Here is an 11854-nt window from a genome sequence, read left to right on the forward strand (position 1 = left end):
CCTGTCACAAAGCCGCCAAAAGCCTGTTGGCATGGAGGGATTGCTCGTCTATCAGCCGCGCCAAGTCGCGCCTCGGGGGCAATTTCGGGGGGCGACGGGTCGAATATTCCTCGGTCTGATGCGGACGAATCGTCCGTTTGCGGCCGGCAGGCAAGGCAAGGCGATGGCAACCACCACTGGCAGTGCGGATACGGACACGCTGGCCACCGAAGAAGGTGTGCGTCGGCGCGATTTCATTAATATTGCTGCGGTCGCGGCGGCTGGCGTGGGCGGGGTTGCAACCCTGGTCCCGCTGATCAGCCAGATGGCGCCGTCCAAGGACGTGCTGGCCGAATCCACGACTGAACTGGATATCTCTGCGATCGAGCCGGGACAGGCAATCAAGGCGGTGTTCCGCAAACAGCCCGTTTTCGTGCGCAATCTGACGCAGCGCGAAATTGACGAGGCGAATGCGGTTCCGCTGTCCAGCCTTCGCGATCCGCAATCGCTGGAAGAGCGGACACTGGAAGGGCGCCAGAACTGGCTCGTGACGATGGGTGTCTGCACCCATCTGGGCTGCGTTCCCCTGGGTGCTGCAGAAGGTGAACCGCGCGGCGAATTCGGCGGTTATTTCTGCCCCTGTCACGGTTCGCACTATGATACCGCGGCGCGCATCCGCAAAGGCCCCGCGCCGACCAACCTGGAGGTTCCGGACTATGAGTTCACCTCCGACACGACCATCCTGATCGGCTGAGGCAAGAGAACCGACCATGAGCTTCCCCTGGGCCAAGCATTACGAACCCAAGGCGCCCGTGATGCGCTGGATCGACGACAAGCTGCCACTGCCGCGCTTCGTCTATAATGCGATCGGCGCTGGCTATCCGGTGCCGCGCAACCTTTCCTATTTCTGGAATTTTGGCGTTCTCGCCGGTTTCTGCCTCGTGCTGCAGATCGTCACCGGCGTGATCATGGCCATGCATTATGCGGCCAACACGCAGGTCGCCTTCGATTCCATCGAACACACGATGCGCGATGTGAACTGGGGCTGGTTGATGCGTTATGCGCATGCCAACGGCGCCAGTGCGTTCTTCGTGGTCGTTTACATCCACATCTTCCGTGGCCTGTTCTACGGCTCCTACAAGGCGCCGCGCGAAATGATCTGGCTGCTCGGCGTTGTCATCTTCCTGTTGATGATGGCCACTGCCTTCATGGGTTACGTGCTTCCCTGGGGGCAGATGAGCTTCTGGGGCGCCAAGGTGATCACCGGCCTGTTCGGGGCGATCCCGGGCGTTGGCGAACCGCTGCAAGTGTGGCTGCTGGGCGGGTTTGCGCCGGATAATGCCGCGCTTAACCGCTTCTTCTCGCTGCACTTCCTGCTGCCGTTCGTGATTGCCGGTGTTGTGATCCTGCATATCTGGGCGCTGCATATCCCCGGATCGTCGAATCCCACCGGCGTTGAAGTGAAGAGCGAAAGCGACACGGTGCCGTTCCACCCGTATTACACGGCGAAGGACGGCTTCGGGCTGGGCGTGTTCCTGATCATCTATTTCGCCTTCGTGTTCTTCGCGCCGAACTATCTTGGCCATCCGGACAACTACATTCCGGCGAACCCGCTCTCCACGCCTGCGCATATCGTTCCGGAATGGTATTTCTGGCCGTTCTACGCGATCCTGCGTGCTTTCACCGCGGACTTCATCCTCCCGGCAAAGCTGTGGGGCGTGCTCGCCATGTTCAGCGCGATCCTGTGCTGGTTCTTCTTGCCCTGGCTCGACAAGTCGCCGGTGCGGTCCGGCCATTATCGCCCGCTGTTCAAGTGGTTCTTCGTGGTTCTGGTCGTCGATATGCTCGTGCTGTTCTGGCTTGGCGGTGCGCCGGCTGAAGAGCCCTATGTGATGTTCAGCCAGATCGCGACTGCCTACTACTTCCTGCACTTCCTGGTGATTCTGCCGATCGTATCGATGGTAGAGAAACCGAAGCCGCTGCCCTTCTCGATCACCGAATCGGTTTTGGGCTCCGATGAGCAGGCAGTGCTGGGCGACAAGCCGGCTGCGGCCTCCTGAGCGCACGGGATTAAGGGAAAGACGACGCAATGACCCGTCTGATTGGTATCGTTGTTGGCCTTGGCTTCAGCCTTGTGGTGTTGCTGGCCTTCGTGACCGGCGCCTATACGGCTGCAACCGAAGGCCTTGGGGCCGAAACGGCCGAGACCGTCTATTACGAACACCCGATGGAGGTTGAATTCTCGAGCGACGGGCCTTTCGGCACCTTCGATCGTCAGCAGCTCCAGCGCGGTTATCAGGTCTATAAGGAAGTGTGCGCGGCCTGCCATTCTCTGCGCCATGTCGCCTTCCGCGACCTCGGCCAGCTTGGCTACACCGAAGCGCAGGTCAAGGCTGAGGCTGCGACCTGGTCGGTTCCCGCCGTCGATCCGAACACTGGCGAAGCGACAACGCAGCCGGGATCGCCGACGGATTATTTCCCGTCGCCCTACGCCAATGACGTGGCCGCTTCGGCCGCCAATGGTGGCAAGATCCCGCCGGATCTTTCGCTGATCACCAAGGCGCGCCACGATGGCGGTGCCTATGTCCACTCGCTGTTGGTGGGTTACGAGGAACAGCCGGCAGAACTGCTGGAACGCTTCCCCGATGCGAAATCGCCGGTTGGCACCTATTACAACCCGTACTTCCCGGCGCTCAACATCGGTATGCCGCCGCCTCTGACCACGGATGGCCAGGTCACCTATGCCGACGGTACCGAGCCGACGATTGACCAGATGTCGGAAGACGTATCCGCCTTCCTGATCTGGACTGCCGAGCCTACGCTCGAAAAGCGTCACCAGACGGGTTGGGCCGTGCTTGGCTTCCTGCTCTTCGCTACGATCCTGGCCTATCTTGCCAAGAAGCAAGTATGGTCGGCCGTGAAGCCCAAGAAGAAGGCTTGATTGTAACCGGTGCCAGTTTCGGGGTTTTCGGGGAGGCATGATGTCCCCTGAAGACCTCAAGGCACTGGTCCGCACGGTGCCGGACTTTCCGGCCCGCGGAATTCAGTTTCGCGATATCACCACGCTCATCGCCCATGGCCAAGGGCTTGCCGCGACGATGGATCACCTCGTGGCCTATGCAAGCAAGGCCGATGTGGCGGCCATTGCCGGTATCGAAGCACGCGGCTTTATCTTCGGTGCAGCCATCGCTGCCCGGATGGGCTTGGGCTTCATCCCGTTGCGCAAGGCGGGAAAGCTGCCCGTGCCTTCGATCGGGATCGATTATGATCTCGAATATGGTAAGGCGCGCATCGAACTCGATCCCGGCGCGGTAGACGAAGGTGGCCGCGTTCTTCTGGTGGACGATCTTCTGGCGACTGGCGGGACAGCCAAGGCAGGGGCTGCCCTGTTACGTCAGGCAGGGGCCGTGGTCGATCATGCGCTCTTTGTTATCGACCTGCCCGAACTTGGCGGCGGCAATCTGCTGCGGGAAAACGGCATCGAAGTATCTGCCCTGATGCAGTTTGCGGGGCATTGATCGCAAAGTTTCGGAACGCATTTTTGCGCCGGTGATTTGCTAATCGGACCGACTTCGTGCGACGGTCATTTTTCATCGAATGGAAGAACAGGCTCTCGTAATTGCCCTGGTGGGCGTCCTGGGCATCGGAGCCCAATGGGTGGCGTGGCGTACAGGCTGGCCAGCCATCGTGCTCATGCTTGCGGCCGGCTTCCTCGCCGGGCCGATTTTTCACGTAATCAACCCGGACGAAGCCTTTGGTTCCATGCTGGAGCCGATGATATCGATCGGCGTTGCCCTGATCCTGTTCGAAGGCGGCCTCAGTCTCGATTTCCGTGAGCTCAAGAAATATGGCCGCGCCGTGTCTAGGCTTGTGCTGCTGGGTGTCCCGCTCGCCTGGCTGTTCGGCTCGCTAGCCGCTTATTATGTCGCCGGCCTGGTCTGGCCGGTTGCGATTCTCTTCGCCGGCATCCTTGTCGTAACGGGCCCGACTGTGGTCCTGCCGTTGCTGCGCCAGTCCAATGTGAAGCAGCGACCTGCCGCAATGTTGAAGTGGGAAGCGATCGTCAACGACCCGTTCGGGGCACTTTGCGCCGTCATTGCCTACGAATATTTTCGGCTTTCAGCCGATGGTGCGACCGTGTTCGAAGTGGTGCCCCCGATGATCATCGCGGCGGCACTGTCCGGCCTGATCGGCTATGCTGCGGCATGGATCATTGCCTGGTCCTTCCCGCGCGGTCTGGTGCCGGAATATCTGAAAGTCCCCGTCCTGCTTGTCGCCGTGGTCGGCGTGTTCGTGCTCTGCAATATGGTGGAGCATGAGGCCGGCCTGCTTGCTGTGACAGTCATGGGCGTGGCCCTTGCCAATATGAATGTTACCAGCCTGCGAAGCATTCATCCTTTCAAGCAGAATATCGCCGTGCTGCTCGTATCGGGCATTTTCGTGCTTCTTTCGGCCAGCCTCGATTTTGAACAATTGCGCACATTCGAATGGCGCTTCGGCCTGTTCCTGCTTGCCGTGCTGTTCCTGGTGCGCCCGGCCACGATCCTGCTCAGCCTGCTGTTCAGCGATATTCCGTGGAACGAGCGCTTGTTCCTCGCCTGGATCGCGCCGCGCGGCATCGTGCTGGTCGCGATTTCCGGCCTGTTCGCCCTGCGCCTCAACGAACTCGGCTATGCCGACGGTTCAATCCTGATCGGGCTGAGCTTCGCAGTCGTGGTCGCCACGATCGTCGCACATGGTTTCACCGCCAACATCGTGGCGCGGCTGCTGAACGTAACGGGGGTTGAAAGGCCAGGCCTGCTTATCGTGGGGGCGACGCCATGGGCCATCGCGCTTGCCAAGCAGATGCATGATCTGGGCACCCCGGTCCTGCTGGTCGATTCCAGCTGGGGGCGGCTTCAGCCCGCGCGCGCATCAGGCATACCGACCTATCACGGGGAGATCCTGAACGAGGCGACGGAGCATAATATCGACCTGGGCCATTTCCAGGTCCTGGTCGCTGCCACGGACAACGAAGCCTATAACGCGCTCGTCTGTTCGGAATTCGCCCATGATATCGGAACCGATTCGGTCTATCAGATCGGGGAAGCGGAAGATGATGGCGATCACCGCAAGCTGCCCTCCTCGCTCAAGGGGCGTGCGCTGTTTTCATCCGGTCTCGGCGTGGCGGATCTGCACAAGCGGCAGATGGAAGGCTGGGTGTTCCGCCGCACCAAATTGTCTGACCGTTTCAATGTTGAAGACGCCAGGGAAACGCTGCCCGAAGCGGCCAATATGCTGCTTTTGCTGAAGCCTGACGGGAAAATGCGTTTCTTCACTCACGCCAGTGCACCCGAACCCCAGGCGGGCGATACGATCGTGAGCTATTCGCCGCCGCGCCGGAAGACGCCGGAGGAGGCCGCCGCCAGGAAGGCGGCCAAGACCTCTGCTGCGTCCAGATCCGCGGCCACGTAAAGGAGAGACGATGAAACTCGATCCGCGAAGAACCGCCGTGCTGGCCGCTGCCGCGCTGCTGGCGCTTTCGGGATGCAAGATTAAGGATGACGGCGAGGCACAGCCGCAACCGGAACCCGCCGCAACCGCGACGCCGGAACCCGAGGCAACGGCCAGCGAAACCCCTGCCGCTTCCATTATCCGCCCCGATGTCACGCCTACTCCGGTGCTGGATCTGCCGCCCGCCCCTGTCGAGGAAACGGTGCCCTTCCCCCAGGGGGGATATGAGCTGAATGAAGACGCCCGGCGGGTGCTGGCCCGGGTGATGGAATCCGATGCCCTGGCTGAAGGCTGGCCCATCGTGCTGCGCGGCCACACCGATTCCGAAGGAACGGATAGCGGAAATCTCATCGCATCGGAAAAGCGGGCGGAAACCGTGGCTGCCTGGCTGGTGGACAATGGCGTAGGCCATGAAAGGATTGAAATCATTGCCTTGGGCGAACAGCGCCCGGTGGCACCGAATGCGAAGCTGGACGGCACGCCGGACGAAGCCGGCCGCGCGCGTAACCGCCGCGTGGACATCTGGATCGGCCCGGCCGGCACCAATCCGGAAGCACCGCCCGCTGAAGAAGAAGCCGGGCCTGAAGCAGCGAAAGAGGGTGGCAGGTCCGAGGGTGCTTGACGGATAGCCGTCAGCAGTGGCAATTGGCCGGGCCCGAGCGGGTATAGCTTAGTGGTAAAGCCCCAGCCTTCCAAGCTGGTTATGCGGGTTCGATTCCCGCTACCCGCTCCAGCCTTCCCCATTCTTGAAAATCGGAAGCCCTTGGAAATCGCCGGAATCCGGCGGAAAAGTGCAGTTCCGGGATAAATTTGCCCGCGCACTGCGCTCTGGCGCGCGGGGTTTGACGGTTCCTTTCGCCTGTTCGGCCTCCGGTATTCGATTCCGTCTCCAGCCCGGCCGGTGCGGCTCTTTGCGCCGCGATTGCCGGACGATAGCTTGCCCCTTCTTCTTTGCCTGCTGTCGATGGAGCCAAGCATGAGACGATTCCTGGCGGGTCTGGGCCTGCTGACGGCCATTGTGGCGGCACCCGCTTCTGGGCAGGAGGAGCCGCGCCAGCGCGTGGCCATAAATTTTTCTGGCAAGGTCGGCGATGAGGTTTTCGCCTGCGGGCAGAGCTATGCCGGTCTGGGAACGCCTGCATCCACGGCGACACCTGCCGATTTCCGCTTCTATGTCTCTTCCGTGGCGTTGATCGACGGGGATGGGGCCGCCGTGCCGCTCGCTCTCGATCAGGATGGCATCTGGCAATATTCAAATGTCGCCATGATCGATCTGGAAGACGGGCAGGGCCCGTGCCTCAGCGGTAATGCCGGAACCAATGCCCGCGTCGTGGGCACGGTTCCTGACGGCGATTATCGCGGGATCGAACTGGAGATCGGCATACCTTTCGATCTCAATCACAACGATCCCTCCCTCGCACCCGCTCCGCTGAACTACACGGCGATGTTCTGGGTCTGGCGGACCGGATATCGATTCCTGAAGGTCGATCTGCAAGGAAAGCCCACGGGCCATGGCCACGCGATGCACGCCAATGCGTCAGGCTATGCCATGCATGTGGGCAGCACGGGCTGCGAAGGGCCCGCCCCTACGGAAAGGCCCGCCGAACCATGCCAGAGGCCGAACCGCGTCAAAGTCCGGTTCGATGATTTCGATCCGGCCAGCAATGTGGTGGTCGCCGATCTCGCCAGGCTGCTGCAATACAGCAATCTCCAGTTTAACGAGCCGGACACGGCGCCGGGCTGCATGGGCGATCCCGCCGATAGCGATTGCGCCGGTGTCTATCGTGCGCTGGGCCTCCCATTCGGGGGCCATCCGGGTTGGGAACAGGTATTCCTGAGGGCTGAATAGGCATGTATGCCGCGCGGATAGCACTTGCGCTTGCCGCCGTCCTTCTGGTCGCCGCCGTGGGGAAACCGGCGCCGGAAATCTATCGCCTGCCGGAATGGATGCCGCCTCCGCCCCGTTCGGATGGCAATCCGCCCTCTGCCGCAAAGATCGAACTGGGCCGGCACCTGTTCTATGATACGCGCCTGTCGCTGGACGGGTCCATGTCCTGCGACACTTGCCATGTGCAATCTCTGGCTTTCACCGATGGCCAGGCGGTCCATGCGGGCGTGCATGGCGATGATGGGGTCCGCAATGTCCCTTCATTGGCAAATCTGGCCTATATGCCGACGCTCAACTGGGGCAATCCCGGCCTGCGCGAAGTGGAACGGCAGGTCCTTATCCCGCTCTTCGGAGACAATCCGGTGGAGATGGGGATGCAGGGCAAGGAGCGGGAACTCTTCGCCACCCTGTCCGCCGACCCTGTCTATCGCGAATTGGCGCAGCAAGCCTTCCCTGCATCGGGGGGAGAATGGGATATGGAGGTGCTGACCCGCAGCCTGGCTGCCTTTGTCAGCAATATCATCTCCTTCGACAGCCCTTATGACCGTTACAAGAGGCTGGGGGAGGAAGATGCCATATCCGCTGCGGCGAAGCGTGGCGAAGATCTGTTTTTCAGCGAAAGGCTGGAATGTTCGCATTGCCATGGCGGCGCGAATTTTACCGACAATTTCCAGACTTCCATGATGCCCTTCCCGGAAACGGGCTTTCACAATACCGGCCTGTATAATCTGGACGGCAAGGGGGCCTATCCGAAAGCCAATCCCGGCGCGCGGGAAGTGACCGGGCGCGATGCGGATGAAGGCAAGTTCCGTTCCCCCTCATTACGCAATGTCGCCGTGACCGCACCCTATATGCATGACGGGTCGATCGCTACTCTGGAGGAAGTGATCCGCGATCATTATACGATTGGCGGACGGGCGGCCGGCGGGCCGAATGGCGCCAGCCCGCTGCGCGATCCGTTGCTGACAGGCTTTACCATTTCGGACCGGGAAGTGGCTGACCTGGTAGCGTTTCTGGAAAGCCTGACCGATGAAGGGCTGCTGACCGATCCGGCCTATGCGCCGCCAGCCCACTGATCAGGCGATCAGATGCTGTCCTCCATCGACGGGGACGATGGTCCCGGTAATTCGCTTCGCCGCATCGCTGGCCAGGAAGGCGGCCAGCGCGCCGACATCATCGATCGAAACGAGCGAGCGTTCCGGCACCGATTGCGATGCGCGTTCGATCAGTTCGTCAAACCGGCTGATGCCGCTGGCGGCCCGGGTCGCGATCGGGCCGGGGGAAATCGCATGGGCGCGGATGCCCTTCGGCCCCAGTTCCGCCGCGACATAGCGTGTCGCGCTTTCCAGCGCAGCCTTTACCGGGCCCATCAGATTGTAATGTTCGACCACCCGTTCCGACCCGTAAAAGGTGACACACAGCAATGTGCCGCCTTGCGTCATCAACGGTTCGGCCAGCTTCGCCATGCGCAGGAAGCTGTGGCAGGACACATCCATCGCAATCGCGAAACCTTCGGCCGAACTGTCCACCACGCGGCCATGCAAATCCTCCCGCGGGGCGAAGGCGATGGAATGGAGCAGGAAATCCAGCCGCCCCCATTCCTGCCGGATCTGCGCGAACAGGGATTCCAGCTGCCCCGGTTCTCGAACATCGCAGGGCGCAAGAATTTCCACCCCCAGTTCCTGCGCCACCGGTTCCACAAAGGGACGGGCCTTTTCGTTCAGATAGGTTGCCGCCAGGCTGGCACCGCATTGGCGGAATGCCCTTGCGCAGCCGGTCGCGATCGAATGATCGTTGGCAATGCCGACGACCAGGCCCTTCTTGCCGGAAAGATCGACCAGCGGCTTCATGCGACGGAACGCTGTGCCTGATAGACCGAATGGGTGTGGAGTGCGATCATCCGCTCCTCGTCCGTGGCGATCACGCGCAGTTTGACGCGGCTATGCGGCGCGCTGATGACCGGGGCGTTGGCCTGGTTCGCCTCTTCATCCAGCAGCAGCCCGGCCCAGCCAAGTCTTTCGCAAATCGCCTTGCGGATCAACGGGTCATTCTCCCCGATACCGGCGGTGAAGACCATCCCGTCGAGGCCCTGCAATGCGGACATCAGCGCAGCTGCATGGCGCGCCGCGCGCCACACGAACAGGTCGATCGCTTCCCGTGCGCGCGGATCTGCGCTGTCATGCAGGGCGCGCATGTCGCTGGAAATGCCCGAAACGCCCAGCAGGCCGGATTGCTTGTAGAGCAGCGTTTCCACTTGCTGCGCGGTCAGCCCTTCCTGCAATTGCAGATGGATCACGACGCCGGGATCCAGAGAGCCCGTGCGCGTGCCCATCATCAGCCCGTCCAGGGCAGTGAAACCCATGGTCGTATCCACACTGCGGCCGCCATCCATTGCACACATGCTGGCGCCATTGCCCAGATGGGCCGCGATCACCTTGCCCTGCGCCAGTTCGGGATCGAGATGGCGCAACTGGCGGGCGATATATTCGTAGGACAGGCCGTGAAATCCATAACGGCGGAAGCCGCGCTGGCTCAGTTCCCGCGGCAGGGCCATGGCCGATGCGACGGCCGGCATGGCATGGTGAAAGGCCGTGTCGAAACAGGCGACCTGCAACATGCCGGGTGAATGGCGCGCGATTTCCCTGATGGCGGCCAGATTATGCGGTTGGTGCAGCGGCGCCAGGGAACAGAAACTTTCCAGTTCCGCCAGCACGTGGGCATCTATCGGCAAGGGCTGCCAGAATTCGCGCCCGCCATGGACCACGCGGTGTCCGGCGGCGACGATGTCATATTCATCAAGGTGATTGTCAGACCAAGCGAAGATCGCGCGCAGCAATTCTTCATGGCCGAGATGCGCGCCGTTTTCCCAATGCCGCTGTTCCAGCACATTGCCTTCATCGTCCCGGATCAACAGGCGCGGATCGGTGCCGATCCCTTCCAGCTTGCCCCCGGCGGCATGGCGGGGGCCATCTTCGGCCAGGGTGAACAGGCCGAACTTTATGCTCGAAGACCCGGAATTGATGCAGATGATCGCCTTGCTCATGCGGGTTCCGCGGGCAGGCCGGGCGCGGCCTTGGTCCCGGCATGGGCCAGCAGGGTGGCCACGGCGCAGGATGCAATGCGCGTGCGCAAGCTGTCGGCCCGGCTGGTCAGGATGATCGGAACGCGCGCACCCAGCACGATGCCCGCCGCATCCGCCCCGCCAAGGAAAGTCAGTTGCTTGGCTATCATATTGCCGGATTCCAGGTTGGGCACGATGAGGATTTCCGCCTTGCCCGCCACATCCGACACGATGCCCTTGTCCTTCGCGGCCGCCGTGCTGATCGCATTGTCGAAAGCGAGCGGGCCATCCAGCAATGCGCCGGTGATCTGCCCGCGATCGGCCATCTTGCACAGGGCCGCGGCGTCCAGCGTGGAAGGAATGGCGGGATTGACGGTTTCGACTGCGGAAAGGATCGCCACGCGCGGCTGTTCGATGCCGATCACATGCGCCAGATCCACCGCATTGCGGATGATATCGGCCTTTTCTTCCAGGGTCGGGGCGATGTTGATTGCCGCATCGGTGATCAGCAGGGGGGTGGGGTGGCCGGGCACATCCATCAGATAGACATGGCTGATCCGCCTTTCGGTCCGCAGGCCGGTTTCGCGGCGCACCACCGCGCCCATCAGTTCATCGGTATGGAGCGAACCCTTCATCAGCAATTGCGCCTCGCCCCGGCGGACAAGATCGACGCAGGCCGCCGCAGCCGCATGGCTGTGCGGGGCATGTTCGATGCGGAAGGAGGATATATCCGCGCCTGCTTCCTCGGCAGCGGCGCGGATGCGCGATTCGGGGCCGACCAGGATCGGTTCGATCAGCCCGGCTTCCACGGCTTCGCAGGCTGCCATTATCGCGGCGGGGCTGCATGGATGGGCAATGGCCGTCGGCACTTTTTCGCGGCCCGATGTCGCTTCGATCAGGCGTTTATAGCCGCTGTGATCATACAGCCGGACATCGGGCAGGGCCGTGCGCGGCCGGCGGACCTTTTCGGTCGGCGCTTTCACCGTCGCCTCGCCGGAAATGACCACCTCGCCATTCTGATTGGTGCATTGGCAGTCCAGCGTCAGCACGTGATGTTCCGCACGCTTCCCCGTCACGGTCACGCTTGCCGTGATCGTGTCGCCCAGAAGCACCGGATGCTTGAAGCGCAGGTCCTGGCCGAGATAGATCGTGCCCGGTCCCGGCAGTTCGGTCCCCAGCACCGCCGAGATCAGCCCGCCGCCCCACAGCCCATGCGCGATGACGCGGTGGAACATGTCCGTCGCGGCATAGTCCGGGTCCAGATGGGCCGGGTTCACATCGCCGGAGGCCAGGGCGAAAAGCTGGATATCCCGCTGGCTCAATGTGTGGGAGAGGCTGGCCGTATCGCCGACTTCGATTTCGTCGAAAGTGCGGTTCTCGATCATTTCCGGTTCCGTCACCGGCGCCTCCATCCATTTCATCGCCCGGATCAT

The 11854-nt window shown here is 62.0% G+C and carries 11 protein-coding genes and 1 tRNA gene; 9 read left to right on the forward strand and 3 right to left on the reverse strand.

Annotated features, from left to right (window positions below; all coding sequences use genetic code 11):
- Positions 1-163 precede the first annotated feature (163 nt).
- From petA to WYH_RS11800, 9 genes are all read left to right on the forward strand, one after another.
- Positions 164-733, forward strand: coding sequence for a ubiquinol-cytochrome c reductase iron-sulfur subunit (gene petA, locus WYH_RS11760; protein ID WP_179945410.1), 570 nt, complete (start codon positions 164-166; stop codon positions 731-733).
- A 16-nt stretch (positions 734-749) separates the two neighbouring features.
- Complete coding sequence (locus tag WYH_RS11765; protein WP_046903984.1) at positions 750-2039, forward strand: cytochrome b; 1290 nt, start codon at positions 750-752, stop codon at positions 2037-2039.
- Positions 2040-2068: 29 nt separating this feature from the next.
- The gene (locus WYH_RS11770) at positions 2069-2920 is read left to right on the forward strand and encodes a cytochrome c1 (protein WP_046903985.1); all 852 of its coding nucleotides are present in this window, start codon (positions 2069-2071) and stop codon (positions 2918-2920) included.
- 40 nt (positions 2921-2960) lie between these two features.
- Positions 2961-3497, forward strand: coding sequence for an adenine phosphoribosyltransferase (locus WYH_RS11775; RefSeq protein WP_046905124.1), 537 nt, complete (start codon positions 2961-2963; stop codon positions 3495-3497).
- Positions 3498-3576: 79 nt separating this feature from the next.
- Complete coding sequence (locus WYH_RS11780; RefSeq protein ID WP_046903986.1) at positions 3577-5433, forward strand: cation:proton antiporter; 1857 nt, start codon at positions 3577-3579, stop codon at positions 5431-5433.
- Positions 5434-5443: 10 nt separating this feature from the next.
- A complete protein-coding gene (locus WYH_RS11785) occupies positions 5444-6094 on the forward strand; it encodes an OmpA family protein (RefSeq protein WP_053833558.1) in 651 nt (216 codons plus the stop codon).
- A gap of 37 nt (positions 6095-6131) precedes the next feature.
- A tRNA-Gly gene (locus WYH_RS11790) sits at positions 6132-6205 on the forward strand.
- Positions 6206-6448: 243 nt separating this feature from the next.
- A complete protein-coding gene (locus tag WYH_RS11795; RefSeq protein ID WP_053833559.1) occupies positions 6449-7321 on the forward strand; it encodes an MbnP family copper-binding protein in 873 nt (290 codons plus the stop codon).
- 2 nt (positions 7322-7323) lie between these two features.
- Positions 7324-8436: a methanobactin export MATE transporter MbnM gene (locus WYH_RS11800; RefSeq protein ID WP_046903988.1), complete on the forward strand. Its 1113-nt coding sequence runs from the start codon at positions 7324-7326 to the stop codon at positions 8434-8436.
- On the opposite strand, the gene fabI is transcribed toward WYH_RS11800, so the two are convergent.
- The 3 genes from fabI to WYH_RS11815 are packed head-to-tail and all read right to left on the reverse strand — an operon-like array spanning position 8437 to position 11842.
- Complete coding sequence (gene fabI, locus WYH_RS11805) at positions 8437-9210, reverse strand: enoyl-ACP reductase FabI (protein WP_046903989.1); 774 nt, start codon at positions 9208-9210, stop codon at positions 8437-8439. It lies immediately after the preceding gene.
- Positions 9207-10403, reverse strand: a complete 1197-nt coding sequence (locus WYH_RS11810) for an acetate/propionate family kinase (protein ID WP_046903990.1) — start codon at positions 10401-10403, stop codon at positions 9207-9209. The genes fabI and WYH_RS11810 overlap by 4 nt, the downstream gene beginning before the upstream one ends.
- Positions 10400-11842, reverse strand: coding sequence for a bifunctional enoyl-CoA hydratase/phosphate acetyltransferase (locus tag WYH_RS11815; RefSeq protein ID WP_244877914.1), 1443 nt, complete (start codon positions 11840-11842; stop codon positions 10400-10402). Before WYH_RS11815 ends, WYH_RS11810 begins: the two co-directional genes overlap by 4 nt.
- Positions 11843-11854 lie beyond the last annotated feature (12 nt).

Source organism: Croceibacterium atlanticum, from assembly GCF_001008165.2.
Lineage (GTDB): Bacteria > Pseudomonadota > Alphaproteobacteria > Sphingomonadales > Sphingomonadaceae > Croceibacterium_C > Croceibacterium_C atlanticum.

Coding starts and splice junctions, on each gene's coding strand:
- petA (WP_179945410.1), top strand. CDS start 164: ATGGCAACCACCACTGGCAGTGCGGATACGGACACGCTGGCCACCGAA.
- WYH_RS11785 (WP_053833558.1), top strand. CDS start 5,444: ATGAAACTCGATCCGCGAAGAACCGCCGTGCTGGCCGCTGCCGCGCTG.
- WYH_RS11775 (WP_046905124.1), top strand. CDS start 2,961: ATGTCCCCTGAAGACCTCAAGGCACTGGTCCGCACGGTGCCGGACTTT.
- WYH_RS11770 (WP_046903985.1), top strand. CDS start 2,069: ATGACCCGTCTGATTGGTATCGTTGTTGGCCTTGGCTTCAGCCTTGTG.
- WYH_RS11795 (WP_053833559.1), top strand. CDS start 6,449: ATGAGACGATTCCTGGCGGGTCTGGGCCTGCTGACGGCCATTGTGGCG.
- fabI (WP_046903989.1), bottom strand. CDS start 9,210: ATGAAGCCGCTGGTCGATCTTTCCGGCAAGAAGGGCCTGGTCGTCGGC.
- WYH_RS11800 (WP_046903988.1), top strand. CDS start 7,324: ATGTATGCCGCGCGGATAGCACTTGCGCTTGCCGCCGTCCTTCTGGTC.
- WYH_RS11810 (WP_046903990.1), bottom strand. CDS start 10,403: ATGAGCAAGGCGATCATCTGCATCAATTCCGGGTCTTCGAGCATAAAG.
- WYH_RS11780 (WP_046903986.1), top strand. CDS start 3,577: ATGGAAGAACAGGCTCTCGTAATTGCCCTGGTGGGCGTCCTGGGCATC.
- WYH_RS11815 (WP_244877914.1), bottom strand. CDS start 11,842: ATGAAATGGATGGAGGCGCCGGTGACGGAACCGGAAATGATCGAGAAC.
- WYH_RS11765 (WP_046903984.1), top strand. CDS start 750: ATGAGCTTCCCCTGGGCCAAGCATTACGAACCCAAGGCGCCCGTGATG.